Here is a 16,407-nt window from a genome sequence, read left to right as displayed (position 1 = left end):
ATGATGCGGATCAAAGCGGACACCAGCCTCTACGTCGGCTCCGGCCAGTGCGTCCTGACCGAGCCGGCCGTCTTCGACCAGGACGACGACGGCGTCGTGGCCCTGCTGTCCGACCACCCCGATGACCGGGCCGAGGCACGGGCGCGCTCACCCGCTCGCCCGGCGCTCGTGCCGAGCACCGGCTTCGGCTCCACGCGGTGGGGCGGGGCGGGAGGCTACTTGTAGGCGCTGGCCTGCAGGGTGTAGAGGTCGGCGTAGAGGCCGTCGTTGCGCATCAGGGCCTCGTGCGAGCCGTGCTCGGCGATCCCGCCGTGCTCCAGCACGTAGATGCGGTCGGCGTACCGGACGCTGGCCAGCCGGTGTGTGATGAGGATGACGGTGCGGCCCTCGGCGTGGGCGCGGATGCGCTCGAACAGGGCGTGCTCGGCGCGCGCGTCGAGCGCCGCGGTGGGCTCGTCGCAGATCAGCAGGTCGGCGTCGCGGTGGAAGCCGCGGGCGACCGCGATGCGCTGCCACTGCCCGCCGGACAGCTCCTGCCCGCCGGCGAAGCGCCGGTCCAGCAGGGTGCGGTAGCCCAGCGGCAGCCCGGCCACCACCTCGTCGGCGCCGGCCACGGCCGCGGCCCTCTCCAGGGCGGGACGGCCGCGGTCGGTGCCCATCGTGATGTTGTCGCGTACGGTCAGCGGCCAGCGGGTGTGGTCCTGGGCGATGACGGCGGTACGGCGGCGCAGCGCTTCGGGATCGACGTCGGCCAGGTCGGTGTCGTCCCAGTGGACGGTGCCGCCGGCCGGGGCGTACAGGCCGGCGAGGATCTTGGCGAGGGTGGTCTTGCCCGAGCCGTTCTCGCCGACGAGCGCGACCACCTCGCCCCGCCTGATCTCCAGGGACACCCCGCGCAGGGCCGGCGTGGCGGAGCCGGGGTAGGTGAAGGTCACATCGCGCACGGCGATGCGCTCGAAGCCGCCAGGGACGGGAAGCCTGCCCGCCCTCGGCAGGCGGCGCTCGGCGTCGGCGCAGAACTCCAGGAAGTCGGTGAAGTACAGCCCCTGCTCGTAGAGACGGTTGGTGGCGAACATGAGGTTGTTCAGCGACTGCTGGGCCGACCGGATGGCCAGGACGGCGGTGCCCGCCACCGCCAGCGGGATCGCGCCGCCCGCCAGCAGGAGCCCGAGCACGACGTAGACCAGGCCGGTGCCGATCCCGCCCAGCGCCTCCCCGAGCACCCTGGCCACGGCCTGGCGCCTGGCCAGGCGCAGCATCAGGTCCTGCTCGGCCCTGGCCACGGCGTCGTACAGGCGCAGCAGGAAGGAACGCATGGTGAACGAGCGGACCTCCGCGGCGGGTGACCGCTCGGCCAGCAGGTCGCCGACGATCCACTTGTGGCGGCGGGTCGGGATGAGGCCGTACATGGTGGCGTAGCGCATGCGGGCGCCGCGCACGGCCGCCCAGGCGTCCGGCAGGACGGCCAGCAGGAGCAGCGGCAGCAGCACCGGGTGCAGCACGCCGAGGACGCCGGCGGTGGCGCAGATGCCGATGGCGGCGGTCACCACGTCCAGCGCCTCCGTGACCACGGAGTCGGCCACGACCGCGCCCCGGTTGTTCGCCCGTTCCAGCGCGTCGTGGAACTCCGGGTCGTCGTAGGCGACCAGCTCGACGTGGCTGGTGAGCCCGTACAGGCGCTGCTCGGTGGCACGGGAGATCTGTGGCGTGAGGCGGGCCTGCGCCCATCCGGCACCCGCCCCGACGGCGGAACGCAGCGTGGCGGACACCGCGACGACGGCGAGGCTGGGCAGGGCGGCCATGACCCGGTCGGGAGTGGGCCCCTGGCTGAACAGGGCGGTCAGCACGCCGGTGGTGGCCAGCAGCCCGAACGCGGTGAACACGCCGCCGAGCAGGCTGAGCGCGATGGTGGCCAGGGTGTCGCGCCGGCTCGCCGTCCAGGCGATGCCGAGTGCCTGCCGGATCAGGGCGGGCAGGCGGCGGGCGATCGCCGGGAAGCCGACCTCGGTCATGGTGTCGGCGTGCGGATACCAGTCGGAGATGGAGATGTCGCTCAGTTCCAGTGGTTCGTCCGGCATAGGCAGAGTGTGAGGGCAGCTCCGTGCGGCGATCAATCCGTGCGGCGATCAACACGTCCTGAACGGATGCTCAACGTGATGTTGATCATCATCGCCCGGTGGACGACACCGCAGAACCTCCCTGGCCGCCGCTGGCGGGCTGCGTGACCCGCAGGAGCCGGCACTGGTACCAGATCGGTCTTCCGCACGCCGGGCCCCGGCGGTACGCCCTGTACCCCGACGGCCTCGCGCAGCTCGTGATCGGGCACGCGAGCGGGCCGCTGGTGCTCGGGCCGCGTGCCCGGCTGCGGACGTTCGGCCTCGACGTCCCCACCCCGTGCCTCGGCGTCCCCACCCCGTGCCTCGGCGTCCACATGACGCCGCGCGTCGCGCACGCCCTGCTCGGGCAGCCCATGAACCGGCTGGCCGGCGCCGTGGCCGAGCTGTCCGACGTGGCGGGCGCGGTGGCCGAGGGGCTGGTGCGGGCGCTGGGGGCGGCGTGGTCGTGGCCTTCCGCGTTCGCGCTGGCCGACCGGTTCCTGGGGGAGCGGCTGGCCGGGTACGTCCCGGAGGCCGACGCCGTCACCGTGGCTTGGCGGCTGCTCGTGCGCGCCGCCGGGCGGATGACGGTCGCCGAGCTGGCCGAGCGTACGGGGATGAGCGAGCGCCTGCTGGAGCTGCGCTTCCGCGAGCAGATCGGCCTGTCGCCCAAGACGTCGGCGCGCGTGCTGCGGCTGCGGTACGCGCTGCGCCTGCTGGCCACGGGCCGCCCGGCGGCGCGGGTCGCGACCGAGTGCGGCTTCTACGACCAGGCGCACCTGAACCACGACTGCAAGGCGCTGACCGGGCGGCGCCCCTCGTCGATCGCCGGCGCGGGCGGCGAACTTCAGCGACATCTCGCCCACTTCGGGTTCGTACAAGACTGGCTCGCCGGCCTGGATGACCATGACGAAGGCGGGTGATCGTCACCCGCCGGTAGGTGGGAGGAAGGTCATGACGGCTCTTCTGATGCTGGAACCGCGGCTCGTGGACGACTCGACGCTCGAGCCCCGGATCCTGTTCGACGACGACTACGCCGGCCTGCACCTGCGGCTCGGCTGCGTGCCGACCTGCGTGTGCCGCAGCGGCTCCAGCAACTGCCAGCGCTCGACAGCGGTGTGACCGGACGATCCCGCCAGGTCCACGCATGACCGAGCACGAGCACGAGCACGAGCAGATCGAACGCCTCGTACGGACCCTCGCCGAAGGGCGGCCGCACAGCGTCCGCAGGACCTCTCTGTGGCTGATGGTGGACGTCGCGGCGTTCGATCTGCCCGAGCACGGATGGAAACTGCACCTCTCCTCCAGGGAAGCGGAGTTCGCCGAGTTCGCCGGGCTCGTCGTTCCCGTCCTGCTCGACCTGGGCTGCCCCTTCAAGCTCGCCCGTACGCCGGTGCTGCTGCGGGCGCTCAACGACGGGCTGCGCAACCCCGCGGCCGTGGGCAAGGCGTGCACCGTCTACCCGCCGCAGGACCGCGTCCGCGAGATCGGGCTCACGCTGGCGGCGCTGCTGCGCGGGCGCAAGGGCCCGCGCGTGGTGAGCGACCGCCGGGTCAGCCCCGACGCCCCGGTCTACTACCGGTACGGCCCGTTCATCGCCTCCTGGAACGCCGACCCGCGCGGCCAGGTGACCACCCGCCTGCGCGGGCCGGACGGCGAGGTCTTCGACGGCGAGGCGTCGCTGACCTACCGGCAGCCCTCCTGGGCCGAGGACCCGTTCACGGGCGCGTCGGGGGAGGCGTCCGGGCAGGTCGTGGCCGGGGGCCGCTACCGGATCCTCGCCGGCGTGTACGAGTCGGCCCGGGGCAACGTCTTCCGCGCCCTCGACGAGCGGGACGGCGCGACCGTCATCGTCAAGCAGGCCAGGGCCTTCGTCCTGGAGGCGGAGGGCGGCCTGGACGCCAGGCTCAGGCTGCGCAACGAGCGGCACGTGCTGTCGCTGCTGGACGGCGTCGAGGGCGTGCCGCGTTGCCTGGACCACTTCCGCCACGGCGACGACGAGTTCCTCGTGCTCACCGACGTGGGACGGCGCAACCTGGAGCAGGACCTCCTCGCCAACGGCCGCTACCTCACCGCCGCCGAGGAGCCGCCGCCCGGGCGCGGGCTGGAGGACCTGGCCCGCTCGCTGGCGCGCACGCTGGCGGAGGTGCACGGGCGCGGCGTGGTCATGTACGACCTGTCGCCCAAGAACGTCGTCGTGGACGGCGGCCGGCCGTACCTCGTCGACTTCGGGTTCGCCGCCAGCGAGGGCATCCACATGACCGGCGGCACCTTCGGCTACATGCCGGCCAGGCAGCGCCGCCGGATGGAGCCGCTGGACTACGACGACTGGCACGGGCTCGGCATGACGTTGTGGTACGCGGCCGGCTTCCAGCAGCCGGTCGAGTCGGACGACGACTTCGACCTGCCGAGGGTGCGGGCGTTGCAGCAGATCCACCGCGTGCACGGGCCGGCGCCCCGCGGCGTGATCGGCGCGATCGGCGAGCTGCTGAGCGGCGATCACGAGCGGGCGCGGGCGGCGGCCCGGCTGCTGGCCCGCGACGGCGGCCGTACGCACGCGCCGGGCCACCCGCTGTCGCCCTACCCGCTGCCGCCCTACCCGCTGTCGGCCCGCTCGTCGCCGGCCCACCCGCTGCCGGCGCTCCCGCGCGCGGATCACGACCTGGTGGCGGAGATCGCCGGCAACGTCCTCGCCGACCTGGTCGCGCAGACCGCCACGGTGATCGACGGGCACTCCGACTCGCCCGGCGAGCACGACGCCAGCCTCTACAGCGGGTCGGCGGGCGTGGCCCTGGAGCTGCTCAGGCACCGCGACGACCCGGCGGTGGCCGCGCTGCTGCCCCGGCTGCTGGAGCACGCGCGCGTCACGGCGGAGCGCACGGCGCTGCCGCACGGCCTGTACGCCGGGCGCACCGGCGTCGATCTCGCCCTGTACGAGGCGGGCGCGTCCAAGACCCCCGCGCTGCCGGAGCCCGGCTGGCTGCCGGAGGGCCCGGACGTCATCATCGGAGCCGCCGGCGTCGGCATCGGGCACCTGCTCCTGTCCGGGCGCGGGCTCGGCGACTGCCACCTGCGCGTCGCGGAGCGCTGCGTGGACCTGCTCGCGGAGGGCTCGCTGCGCTCGCCCTACACCAGCGAGCGGTATCCGGAGACGGCGGGCTTCGAGACGGAGGCCGGTTACGCCCACGGCCTGGCGGGCGTGGTGGGCTTCCTGGCGGAGTACGTGCTGCGTACCGATGACGACCGGGCACGGCCCCTGGCCGCGGCCCGGCTGCGCGAGCTGGTCGGGCGGACCCGGCCGCTGGTGGAGAAGGCCGCCGCCACGTCCGCCATGCCGCTCGCGGCCTCGTGGTGCCAGGGGCAGGCCGGTGCGGGGCAGGTCCTGCACCGGGCGGGGGCCGTGCTCGGGGACGCGGCGGCCTCCCGGCTGGCGCTCCGCTGCGCCGAGGTGTGCATGGCGTGGGTGCCGCGGCTCGTCGCCGTGGGTCCCTGCTGCGGCGCCGCGGCGGTCGGCCACCTGCTCCTCGACCTGGCCGTGGACACCGGCGAGCAACGCTACTGGGACGCCGCGTACGACGTGGTCGTGCAGCTCCTGCTGCGCAGCGGCGGCACGCCGGACCATCCGGTCTTCGTCACCGGGCTGCCCGGCGAGGGCAGCCCGTCCTGGGCGCAGGGGCTGACCGGTGTCCTCACGTTCCTGCGCAGGCTCCGGGACGGCGGGGGCCCGGCGCTCCTGCCGCTCTGAGCAGGCGGGCCCGCGCGGGATGCCCCGCCGCGACGGTGGCCGCCGTGTGGACGAACGCCGCCAGCGCCCGCGACCGCGCCCCCTCGGGCCAGGCCAGCACCACCGTGGTCGGCGCGCCGTCGAGCACCGGCACGGCCACCAGATCGCGCCGCAGGTGGTCGGCCACCGACTCCGGCACCACGGCGATCAACCGGCCCAGTGCCACGAGCTGCATCAACGTGGCCGGGTCCCTGATGTCGGCATGCTCGCCGGGCCAGCACGGCGCCGGGTCGTCCGCCAGGTCGGCCAGCCGCACGAAGGAGCGCCCGGCCAGCCGGTGTCCCGGAGGCAGGATCGCCACACTGCCCTCGACCCTGAGCGGCTCGCTGTCGAAGCCCGTCAGATCCTCGTACGGGCTGTGCAGGAACGCGACGTCGGCCCTGCCGTCACGGAGCATCCGCGCCCGCTCCGTCACCCCGCACAGCACCAGATCCACCTCGACGGCGTCGGGGTGCGCGCGGTAGGCGGCGAGGATCTCCGGCAGCAGGCCCCCGTCGCCGCCCGCCTTCAGCACCACGGCCAGCCGGGGCTCGGCTCTTCCCGCCCGCCGCGTGCGCTCGGCGGCGGCGGCCACCGCGTCGAGGATCCTGGCGGCCTCCGCGGCCAGCACCTCGCCCGCCGGGGTCAGCGCGATCCGCCGCCCCGACCGGTCGAACAACGTGACTCCGAGCCGCCGCTCCAGCTTCTGGATCGCCCTCGACAGCGGCGGCTGCGCGATGCCCAGCCGCTCGGCCGCCCGCCCGAAGTGGAGTTCCTCCGCGACGGCCGCGAAATAGGTCAGCTCGCGCGTCTCCATACCCTCAGGGTATGGGCCATGACCCACCCGGTGTTGGCCCCGCCGCCGCGAGCGGTGATGTGCTTCCTCACATGACGGACAAGACTCCTGCCAAGGTGACGGCTCTGGTGACGGGGGCGAACAAGGGCATCGGGTACGAGGTCGCGGCGGGGCTCGCGCGCGAGGGCATGACCGTGCTGCTCGGCTCCCGCGACCGCGAGCGGGGCGAGGCCGCCGCGGCCCGCCTCCGCGCCGCCGGTGGCGACGTACGCCCCGTCGTGCTGGACGTCACCGACCCGGCCACCATCGAGGCCGTCGCGGCCGCGCTGACCCGCCTCGACGTGCTCGTCAACAACGCCGGCATCTCCGGCACCACGGGCCGGCCCCCCGGCGACACGCCCCCGCAGGCCCTCAGGGACATCCTCGAGACGAACCTCATCGGCGTCCTCATGGTCACCAACGCCATGCTTCCCCTGCTCAGGCGCTCACCGGCGGCCCGCGTCGTGAACGTCTCCAGCGGCGTCGGCTCCCTCGCCCACCACACCGACCCCGGCCACTACATGTCCGGCCTGCCGCCGATGGCCACCTACCCGGTCTCCAAGACCGCGCTCAACGCCCTCACCGTCCAGTACGCCAAGGAACTCCGCGGGGACGGCATCCTCGTCAACGCCGCCGCCCCGGGCGCCTGCGCCACCGACCTCACCAAGGACCTGCCGTACACCCTCACTCGCACCGCCGCGGACGGCGCTGCCATCATCGTCAGGTTGGCCACCCTGGGCCCGGACGGGCCGACGGGTGGCTTCTACGACGATGAAGGGATTGTGCCTTGGTAGGCATCATCGAGTTGAACCGGCGGTCCGTGCAGGCCACCATCGACCTCCTGGACTCCCTCAAACCGGACGACCTGGACAGACCGACGCCGTGCGCCGGATGGGCCGTCCGCGACCTGCTGGAGCACCAGATCGCGCAGAACCACGGCTTCGCCCTCGCGGCCTCGGGGCAGCGGTCAGAGCTGGCCGACTGGCGGCCCCGCCCCCTGAGCGCCGACCCGGCGGCCGAGCACGCCGCCTCCGCCCGCGCCGTCCTGGCCGCCTTCGCCGCCGACGGCGTCCTCGACCGGCCGTTCCACCTCCCGGAGGTACGGGACGGCGGGCCGTTCCCCGCCGAGCTGGCGATCGGCTTCCACTTCATCGACTGCGTGGTGCACGGCTGGGACTTCGCCAAGGCCCTGGGCGTCCCGCCCAACGTGGACGAGGACCTCGCCGCGGCCGCCCTCCCCCTGACCCGGCAGGTGCCGGACACGCCGCAGTCGCGCGGCGAGGGCAAGGCGTTCTTCCCCGGCCTGCCCGTCGCCGCCGACGCCCCCGCCCTGGACCAGGTCGTCGCCCTGCTGGGCCGCTCGCCCGACTGGACACCGTGACGACTCAGTACGCGGCTCAGTACGCGGGGACCGGCCGGGCGCCGGTGCCGACCCGTCCCCGCGCCGCCGCCCCCTGACCTTCGACCCTGACCTCTGACGAGCGAGGGCACTGCGCAGGCTTTGCCGATCGCTGGCATTGCCTCGCGGCCCCGCCGGCTAGGTGTCCCCTCGGAGCGTGAGAGGGGACATCCATGGCGGACATGCCGTTCAGGTCGTTTTTCGGCGGGGACCCGTTCCGGGGGTTCGAGGAGCTCACGGGCCGGGTGTTCGGCGGCGTGGAGGGCTGGCCGCCGTCCCGGCCCGGCGTCCAGCGGGTGGACGTCGGCAAGCTGCTCAGCGCCTCGGCCAGGGAGGCGCTGCAGCGCGCCGTCGAGGGGGCCGGGCAGCGCGGCGCGCCCGACCTCGACGTGCTCGACCTGCTCGACGTCCTCATCGACACCGACGCCACCCGCGCGCTGCTGGCCGCCGCCGGCGTGGACACCGGCCGGCTGCGCGACCGCATCGACGACCTCGCCGGGCCGGGCGAGGCCGCCGAGCCGCCCACCACGCTCTCCCCGGCCGCCAAGCGGGCGGTCCTGGACGCCCAGCGCGTCTCGCGCGCGCTCGGCTCCTCCTACATCGGGCCCGAGCACCTGCTGGTCGCGCTGGCCGCCAACCCCGACTCCGGCGCCGCCCGCATCCTGCGCGAGCAGGGCGTCTCCGCCAACGAGCTGCAACAGGCCGTCCTGTCCGGCGCGGCCTCCCGCCCCGGCGACGGGCCCCGCCGCGACGGCGACACGCCCTCGCTCGACGAGTACGGCCGCGACCTCACCGAGGAGGCCCGCCAGGGCCGGGTGGACCCGGTCGTCGGCCGCGAGGACGAGATCGAGCAGTCCATCGAGGTGCTCTCGCGCCGCACCAAGAACAACCCGTGCCTGATCGGCGAGCCGGGCGTCGGCAAGACCGCGATCGTCGAGGGCATCGCCCAGCGCATCGTCAACGGCAGCGTCCCCGACACGTTGAAGGACCGGCGGGTCATCGCGCTCGACCTGACCGGCATGGTGGCCGGGTCGAAGTACCGGGGCGAGTTCGAGGAGCGGATCAAGAAGGTCATCGACGAGGTCCGCGCGCACGCCGACGAGATCATCGTCTTCATCGACGAGGTGCACACGCTGGTCGGGGCCGGCTCGGCCGAGGGCGGCATGGACGCCGCCAACATCCTCAAGCCCGCCCTCGCGCGCGGCGAGCTGCACGTGATCGCCGCCACCACGATCGACGAGTACCGCAAGAACATCGAGAAGGACGCCGCCCTCGAACGCCGCTTCCAGCCGATCCTGGTCGCCGAGCCGACCGTGGAGCAGACGGTCGAGATCCTGGCCGGGCTGCGCGACGCCTACGAGGCCCACCACCAGGTCCGCATCACCGACGAGGCCCTGGACGCCGCCGCCACCCTCTCGGCCCGCTACGTCACCGACCGCTTCCTGCCCGACAAGGCCATCGACCTGATGGACCAGTCCGCCGCCCGCGTCCGGCTGCGCGCCCGCACGCCCGGCAGCGACGTGCGCGAGCTGGAGGAACGCCTGGAGTCGCTGCGCCGCGACAAGGACCAGGCCGTCTCCTCCGACGACTTCGACCGGGCCAAGGAGCTGACCGGCCAGATCGACAAGCTGCGCCCGGAGCTGGAGCGCGCCCGCCACGGCCGCGACACCGTCCCGCAGGTCATGGTCGAGGACATCGCCGAGGTCGTCTCGCGCCGCACCGGCATCCCCGTCACCCAGCTCACCGAGCAGGAGCGCGACCGCCTCATGCGGCTGGAGGAGCACCTGCACGAGCGGGTCGTCGGCCAGGACGAGGCCGTCACCGCCATCGCCGAGGCCGTCCGCCGCGCCCGCGCGGGCCTGTCGGACCCGAACCGGCCCATCGGCAGCTTCCTGTTCCTCGGCCCGACCGGGGTCGGCAAGACGGAGCTGGCCAGGGCGCTCGCGGCCGCGCTGTTCGGCGGTGAGGGCCACATGGTCCGCATCGACATGAGCGAGTTCCAGGAGCGGCACACGGTCTCGCGGCTCATCGGCGCGCCGCCCGGCTACGTCGGCTACGAGGAGGCCGGGCAGCTCACCGAGGCCGTCCGCCGCCGCCCGCACTGCGTGGTCCTGCTCGACGAGATCGAGAAGGCCCACCCCGACGTGATGAACATCCTGCTGCAGATGCTCGACGACGGCCGCCTCACCGACGGCCAGGGCCGCACCGTCGACTTCACCAACGCCGTCGTCATCATGACCAGCAACATCGGCGCCGAGGTCGTCCTGGAATCCACCGGCGACGCCGCCGCGCTGGAGGAGCGGCTCATGGACCTGCTGCGCCGCTCGCTCCGTCCCGAACTGCTCAACCGCATCGACGAGACGATCATCTTCAAGCGCCTCGACCGCGACCAGCTCCGCCAGATCACCGACCTGCTGCTGGAGCGCACCCGCGGGCGGCTGCGCGGCCAGGACATCACGCTGGAGGTCAGCGACGCCGCCAAGGACTGGCTCGCCCGGCGCGGCTACCAGCCGGAGTTCGGCGCCCGCCCGCTGCGCCGCACCGTCCAGCGCGAGCTGGACAACCGGCTGTCGGCCATGCTGCTCACCGGCGAGGTCACCGAGGGCGGCAAGGTCACGGTGGACGCCGACGGCGACACGCTCCTGCTCAGGGCGCACAACCCCGAGCCGGCCGGCTGACGCCCGCTGCCCGCCGTGCCTCGTTGATGACGGCACGGTTCTCCGCGATCCCCGGGCGCGCGGCGGCGACCGGGTCGAGCATCGCCTCGCGCAGCAGCGCCGTAGCCGTCCATTCATCCGGATGGCAGGGAAAAGGCAACTATTGGCGAATCAATGTCTGGCGGCCGGCCGCCGTGACGAAGAACATCGTGGAAGGAATCACCTGCCTACTTGTTGGAGGACACATGCGGCGTATCGTCGCTCTGGCCATCGCTGCCTGCACCGCGGCGGCCGGACTCGCGTTCGCTGAGAGCGCCGCCACCGCGGACACCACTCACAGCGTGCACATCGCAGGGAACGAGTGGACCTGAGCCGCGATCGGATTCCGGCGAAGTACAGCCATCGAGAATAAACGCGGATAGGCGCACCGGGCGGCGGCGGGGGATACCCCAGACGTGTGCGATCAGTCCGCCACGGTGGACCGCCGCCCGCAGCCGTCCAGCCTGGGAAGCCTCACCTCGTCCGGTTGGCAGGTCATGGACAGACGCCTGTCCCGGGACGGGCTGGGACGGGCGGAGACCAGGGGCGGAAGCCGCCGACGGCGACGATCACCAGCAGGACGGCGGCCTTGAGCACCCAGCTGACCCAGCCGCCCAGTACCTCCACGGCGAACGCGTCGAAGGGCCGGTCCATGTCGTGGAGCCAGACCGTGATCACGGCGCCCGGGAAGCCGGAGATGGCGGCATGACCGACGACCGCGGGCCAGATGGAGTGAGTGCGCAGCCTCAGCCAGCAGAGCAGGGCGCCGCTCAGCGTGCAGTCGACGACGTAAGCAGGCAGCCAGAGCAGCGGTTCACGGTCGCCCAGGAAGGCGACGGGTAGATGCCACAACCCCCAGATCAGGCCACTGATCAGCACCATGGGAAGCAGGCCGAGCGGTTGCAGCCGGGGCTCCAGGTAGCCGCGCCAGCCCCATTCCTCGCCCACCATCAGCGGCACTCCGACCAGGAACAGCACTGCGGCGGTGGCGAGGGCGGGCCACAGGACCGGCGTGCCGGGTGCGATGTCCAGCGCCTCGCGCAGGCCCGACAGTCCTGTGAGATCGGCCTTGTACAGGCCGAGCAGTGATCCGGCGGCGAGGGTGCCCAGGTTGATCGCGGGAAACAGCGCCAAGGCCAGCGCGCAGTACCCGATGAGGCGCCCTCGCGGGCACGGTGACGTGAGCCCGGTCGCCCCTGGGAGGCTCGCCGGCCGGCGCAATCGGCGGGTGGCGACGAGGACGCCGAGCGCGGGGGTGAACATACTGGTCGCGGATATGGCGAGTGCTACGGGGGTGGCGTCCGTTCCCACGAGACCCGGTCCGCTGGGAAGCCATCCGAGGACGACCGGCGTCCAGAGCAGCCAGTTGCCCGCGAAGGCGACGAGCAGGAAAACCGCGATGTCCCGCCTGGGTGCGGGTCGCGGGACGGCCGGATCGGCGGTGGAGCCGGCAGGTAGGGATCTGGTGTATCGCGTGGACATGGGGCGCCCTTCATGATCTTTCGGCAGATGGCTGCCATGGACGCTATGGACCAGACGGGCGCTGTCACCAGCGAGCAGTCCACCGTCGAGAAGGTGCAGTCAGCTCTACTGCGAGATGCCGGAGAGGCCGTCCAGTCTGGAGGAGTTGTTCGGGAGAATCGAAGGAAGGACGGCACATCTGTGCGAAGGACGTTGCGGGGGGTTGTGCGCGACACGGCCTACCTGCTGTGCATGCTGTTCACCTCGTTGACCAGTGTCCTGCTGCTGTTCCTGCTGGCGGTGGCCGTCGGCAGCACCGTAGTGGCGGGGATGGGGCTGGTGCTGGCGCCGCTCGCCGTGCAGGTGGTGCGGCGTTGGACCGATGTGCACCGCGCGCTGGCGGGCTGGGTGCTCGGGGAGCAGGTCCCGCGCCGCTATCGGCCGCTGCGTGGTGGTATCGGCTCGTGGATGCGGCAGGTGGTCGCCGACCGGATGACCTGGCGTGATCTCGGGTGGCTCGCGGCGAATGCGGTGGTCGGGCTGGTCGCGGGCGCGATCGGCTTGTTCTTCGCCGGGACGCCACCGGTGACGCTGTTCACCATGTTCTTCTGGTGGTTGGCACCTGTCGATGACCCGCTGCACATGCTGATGGGCACCCCGGTGACCAGTTGGTCCGCGGCCCTCGCCACGGGGCTGGGTACGCTCGCCGTGTCGGTGCCATCGGGGGTTCTCGTCGTTCCTCGGGCAGCGCGCCTGCACGCCGCGATGACGCGCGCTCTTATCGGCCGCTCCACCGCCGACGAACTGGAACGACGGGTGGAGGCGTTGACCGAGGCGCGGACCGGGGTCATCGACGCGCACGGGGCGGAGCTGCGGCGGATCGAGCGCGATCTGCACGACGGCACCCAGGCCAGGCTGGTCTCGATCGCCATGCGGCTGGGGATGGCCAAGCAGGCACTGGGTGATGATCCGGAGGTGGCGGCTCGGCTCATCGACGATGCCCGCATCGGGGCGGAGAGCGCCATGGGAGAGCTGCGTAGCATACTGCGGACCATGTATCCGCCGGTCCTCACCGATCGAGGGCTGGGTGGGGCTATTCACGCGCTCGCCGCGCAGTCGGGGGTGCCCGTGCAGGTCGATGTCGAGGACCTGGGCCTGGTGTCCGCGCCGGCCGAAGCGGCCACGTACTTCACGATCGCCGAAGCGCTGACCAACGCCGCCAAGCACAGCGGCGCGAGCGTCGCCAGGGTCACGGTGCACAGGACGGGTGACTGGTTGAGCACCACCGTGGAGGACGACGGGTGCGGCGGCGTCGACGAGACGCGAGGCTCCGGAGTCGTGGGTATCCGCCGTCGCATCGAGGCGCTGGAGGGAGCCGTCCACATCGACAGTCCGCACGGCGGCCCGACCACGATCAAGGTGGAGTTGCCGTGCGGGTCGTGATCGTCGAGGACAACGTGCTCCTGGCGGAAGGTCTCGCCCTGATGCTGGAACGCGCGCAGCTGGAGGTGGCGGCCGTCGCGGCCGACGCCGAGGGCTTCCACGCCGCTGTCGCCGAGCACCGACCCGACGTCACCATCGTGGACGTCCGGTTGCCGCCTTCCTACCGGGACGAGGGTATCCGTGCCGCGATCGCCGCCCGGGGCGCGTATCCGGGATTGCCCGTCCTGGTGCTCTCGCAGTACGTCGAGCTGGTCTACGCCGTCGAGCTGCTCTCCGGCGAGGGTGGTGGCATCGGCTATTTGCTGAAGGACAGGGTGAGCAGGGTAGAGGAGTTCATCGAGGCACTGCGGCGAGTGGCCGCAGGAGGCACGGCGCTCGATGCGGAGGTCGTCGCCCAGCTCCTCACCCGGCGCCGCGGCCATCCGCTGGCCGCGCTCAGCCCGCGCGAGCGGGATGTGCTCGCCCTCATGGCCGAAGGGCACGACAACAGCACGATCTGCGAGAAGCTTCACATCGTGCACAGCTCAGTGCACAAACATATCGGCAACATCTTCGCCAAGCTCGGCCTCGCTCCGGGTGACACGGGCCATCGGCGTGTTCAGGCCGTCCTGGCTTACCTGCAGACCCGCCATTGACAGGGCGGGCTGCCGGCGGGCTGCCGGCGGTGGCGTCCGAGCCGGCCGAGGTCCTGACGAGCCCTGGCCGGTCGGGGCGACCCTGCGGCCGGGCGCGACAACGTCATCGTCGAACGGCCCGTAGCGCGCCGGGGAGATCAGGTCGCCTCCGGAAGATCGCTTCGTCAGTCGGCGCGCCGCGACCTGCACCCGCGCGCCGCCTACCGGCCGTTCCGGCCAGGTCGCTCCGGGCGGCGGCACCTGGTGCCGCCGCAGCCGCACTTCGGGGGAAGAGCCTTGCAACAGGGCGGGCGGCTCGTGCGTCACGGTGGTGTGGAGTTCGAAGATTTCGTCCGAACCAGGGGATCAGCCCTGCTCCGCTATGGCTACGTGCTCACGGGCAACGCCGAGGACGCCGCCGATCTCGTACAGGAGGCTCTGCTCAGGCTGGGTGACAACTGGAGCCGCGTACGCAACAAGGACAGCCCCGAGGCGTACGTGCGCACGATCATGGCCCGTCAGCACGTGAGCTGGTGGCGCAGGCGGCGCAGGGAGCGCGTGACCGACGAGGTCCCGGACGAGGTCCACCACGACGCCCACACCTTCGGCGAGCTCTGGAGGGAGATCGCCACGCTGCCCAGGAGGCAGCAGGCCGTGCTGGTCCTGCGCTACTACGAGGACCTGCCGGATGAGGAGATCGCCGCGATCCTCGGTATCTCCCGTGGAACAGTGCGCAGCCAGGCGTTCCGGGCGCTCGCCACGCTCAGGATCAGGCCCGCTGTGCTCGAAAGGGGACACGCATGAGGTCGGGAGACGAGCAGGGGGCCGGCATGAGGACGGAAAGGGATCTGGCCGGGGCGCTGCGGCAGGCGGCCGAGCGGGCTCCGGGGTCCGACCTGCTGGCCGGGATCGGCGAGCGCAGGCGCCGGCGGACCAGGCGGCGCGCGCAGCTGCTGGCGGCGGCCGCGGTGGTGGTCGTGGTGGGCGCGGGCACGGCCGCCACCAAAGGGATCTTCGTCAGCGGGGGCGGCGAAGGCATCGGGACGGCCGCCCCGCACGCGGCCGGGGAAGATCGCGGGACGGTCGGCGAACCCGAGGTCACCAGGACCGTGACGGTGGCGCCCAGGGATCCCGTGAAGTCTCCCGCGGGGACTCCGGTCGAGAGGTTGTGGCCGAAGGCGCTCTTCCAGATGCCCGCCAAGAACGCCGACGGCTGGCGCTACCGCCCGGTCACCGGGATCAACGCCACCCAGGTGCTGCTGATGGCGGAATCCTCGTTTGAAAAGGCCGGAAAGATCGAGATTTATGACACTGAAACCGGCAAGGCGCGGCTGGTCACGGAGGTGCCGGCGACCAAGGGCCTGAAGCAGTACTACCCGCAGAGCGCCACCACCGACGGCACGAACGTCGCCTGGTACGCGACGGGCACGGACAGGAACCGCACCAGGGTCGCGGAGATCTGGTGGGCCCCCCTGTCCGGCGGCAAGGCGCGGAAGACCTACACGACGACCGAGTACGCCATCGACGCCATCGCGCTCGACGGGGACCAGGTCGTCTGGTCGGCCGTGAAGGGCGGGGTGCACCGGAAACCGCTCGCGGGCGGCACCGTCGAGCCGCTGAGCGACGAGAACCTGCACCTGATCCACTGGCCCTGGGCCGGTGACGTCGGTGACGGGCCCGACACCCTGGAGACCAACCAGACCAAGCTCGTCAACCTGGCCGAGGGCACGGAGGTCGAGATCACCGCCAGGCCGGGCACGACGGGCCTGCGATGCGGGCCGACCTGGTGCCAGGGCCGCCTGGGCGGCAGGGGGATCATCCAGCGCCCCGACGGAAGCGGGTTGCGCGAGTTGTCGGGGGCCGGGTTCATGGGCGGGCTCTCCCGGTACCCCGTTCTCGACCGCTTCCTGCGGTCCGGGGACACCGTGTACGACCTGAAGACCGGCAAGCAGGCCGCGATCACGAGGACCGGTAGCTGGAGCGGTGTCGGCACCTCGTCGGAGGCCAGCACGATCCTCTACTGGGGCGTCACCAAGGAGCAGAGGCCGGCCAGGTACTGGGTGGTGAACCTGGCGGCCGTCCCGCCCGAGCGTTGACCCG

15 protein-coding genes are annotated in these 16,407 nt (G+C 72.6%); 12 read left to right on the top strand and 3 right to left on the bottom strand.

What is annotated here, in order from left to right; all coding sequences use genetic code 11:
- Complete coding sequence (locus AB0H75_RS28835) at positions 1–225, top strand: ferredoxin (RefSeq protein WP_367801452.1); 225 nt, start codon at positions 1–3, stop codon at positions 223–225.
- Here AB0H75_RS28835 and AB0H75_RS28830 read toward each other — a convergent pair.
- Positions 216–2,078 (bottom strand): ABC transporter ATP-binding protein, encoded by a 1,863-nt coding sequence (locus AB0H75_RS28830; protein ID WP_367801450.1) that lies wholly within the window; start codon positions 2,076–2,078, stop codon positions 216–218. The genes AB0H75_RS28835 and AB0H75_RS28830 overlap by 10 nt on opposite strands.
- Positions 2,079–2,176: 98 nt before the next feature.
- On the opposite strand from AB0H75_RS28830, the gene AB0H75_RS28825 reads away from it, so the two are divergent.
- From AB0H75_RS28825 to AB0H75_RS28815, 3 genes are read left to right on the top strand one after another with little or no spacing between them, the layout of a single operon-like run.
- A complete protein-coding gene (locus AB0H75_RS28825; RefSeq protein ID WP_367801448.1) occupies positions 2,177–3,019 on the top strand; it encodes a helix-turn-helix domain-containing protein in 843 nt (280 codons plus the stop codon).
- A 31-nt stretch (positions 3,020–3,050) separates the two neighbouring features.
- The gene (locus AB0H75_RS28820) at positions 3,051–3,218 is read left to right on the top strand and encodes a hypothetical protein (protein ID WP_367801446.1); all 168 of its coding nucleotides are present in this window, start codon (positions 3,051–3,053) and stop codon (positions 3,216–3,218) included.
- 25 nt (positions 3,219–3,243) lie between these two features.
- A complete protein-coding gene (locus AB0H75_RS28815; protein WP_367801444.1) occupies positions 3,244–5,841 on the top strand; it encodes a lanthionine synthetase LanC family protein in 2,598 nt (865 codons plus the stop codon).
- Here AB0H75_RS28815 and AB0H75_RS28810 read toward each other — a convergent pair.
- Positions 5,786–6,676: a LysR family transcriptional regulator gene (locus AB0H75_RS28810; protein ID WP_367801442.1), complete on the bottom strand. Its 891-nt coding sequence runs from the start codon at positions 6,674–6,676 to the stop codon at positions 5,786–5,788. The genes AB0H75_RS28815 and AB0H75_RS28810 overlap by 56 nt on opposite strands.
- A gap of 71 nt (positions 6,677–6,747) precedes the next feature.
- On the opposite strand from AB0H75_RS28810, the gene AB0H75_RS28805 reads away from it, so the two are divergent.
- From AB0H75_RS28805 to AB0H75_RS28790, 4 genes are all read left to right on the top strand, one after another.
- Positions 6,748–7,488 (top strand): SDR family NAD(P)-dependent oxidoreductase, encoded by a 741-nt coding sequence (locus AB0H75_RS28805; protein ID WP_367801440.1) that lies wholly within the window; start codon positions 6,748–6,750, stop codon positions 7,486–7,488.
- Positions 7,482–8,075 carry a TIGR03086 family metal-binding protein gene (locus AB0H75_RS28800; RefSeq protein WP_367801438.1) on the top strand — a complete coding sequence of 198 codons (594 nt, stop codon included), beginning with the start codon at positions 7,482–7,484 and terminating at the stop codon, positions 8,073–8,075. The genes AB0H75_RS28805 and AB0H75_RS28800 overlap by 7 nt, the downstream gene beginning before the upstream one ends.
- A gap of 191 nt (positions 8,076–8,266) precedes the next feature.
- Positions 8,267–10,771: an ATP-dependent Clp protease ATP-binding subunit gene (locus AB0H75_RS28795; protein ID WP_367801436.1), complete on the top strand. Its 2,505-nt coding sequence runs from the start codon at positions 8,267–8,269 to the stop codon at positions 10,769–10,771.
- Positions 10,772–10,797: 26 nt separating this feature from the next.
- A complete protein-coding gene (locus tag AB0H75_RS28790; protein WP_367801434.1) occupies positions 10,798–11,121 on the top strand; it encodes a hypothetical protein in 324 nt (107 codons plus the stop codon).
- 163 nt (positions 11,122–11,284) lie between these two features.
- Here AB0H75_RS28790 and AB0H75_RS28785 read toward each other — a convergent pair whose 3' ends face one another.
- A complete protein-coding gene (locus AB0H75_RS28785; protein WP_367801432.1) occupies positions 11,285–12,271 on the bottom strand; it encodes a CPBP family intramembrane glutamic endopeptidase in 987 nt (328 codons plus the stop codon).
- 12 nt (positions 12,272–12,283) lie between these two features.
- Here AB0H75_RS28785 and AB0H75_RS28780 point away from each other — a divergent pair, with 12 nt between their 5' ends.
- The 4 genes from AB0H75_RS28780 (at position 12,284) to AB0H75_RS28765 (ending at position 16,403) form a co-directional block, all read left to right on the top strand.
- On the top strand, positions 12,284–13,693 hold the full coding sequence (locus AB0H75_RS28780) for a sensor histidine kinase (RefSeq protein ID WP_367801430.1): 1,410 nt from the start codon (positions 12,284–12,286) through the stop codon (positions 13,691–13,693).
- Complete coding sequence (locus AB0H75_RS28775; protein ID WP_367801428.1) at positions 13,681–14,328, top strand: response regulator transcription factor; 648 nt, start codon at positions 13,681–13,683, stop codon at positions 14,326–14,328. Before AB0H75_RS28780 ends, AB0H75_RS28775 begins: the two co-directional genes overlap by 13 nt.
- Before the next feature lie 297 nt (positions 14,329–14,625).
- The gene (locus tag AB0H75_RS28770; RefSeq protein ID WP_367801426.1) at positions 14,626–15,111 is read left to right on the top strand and encodes a SigE family RNA polymerase sigma factor; all 486 of its coding nucleotides are present in this window, start codon (positions 14,626–14,628) and stop codon (positions 15,109–15,111) included.
- A gap of 26 nt (positions 15,112–15,137) precedes the next feature.
- Positions 15,138–16,403 carry a TolB family protein gene (locus AB0H75_RS28765; RefSeq protein WP_367801424.1) on the top strand — a complete coding sequence of 422 codons (1,266 nt, stop codon included), beginning with the start codon at positions 15,138–15,140 and terminating at the stop codon, positions 16,401–16,403.
- Positions 16,404–16,407: the final 4 nt, after the last annotated feature.

Source organism: Nonomuraea sp. NPDC050783 (genome assembly GCF_040802095.1).
GTDB lineage: Bacteria > Actinomycetota > Actinomycetes > Streptosporangiales > Streptosporangiaceae > Nonomuraea.
Note: the sequence above shows the minus strand (reverse complement) of the source record. Positions and strands in the feature narration are given on the sequence as shown.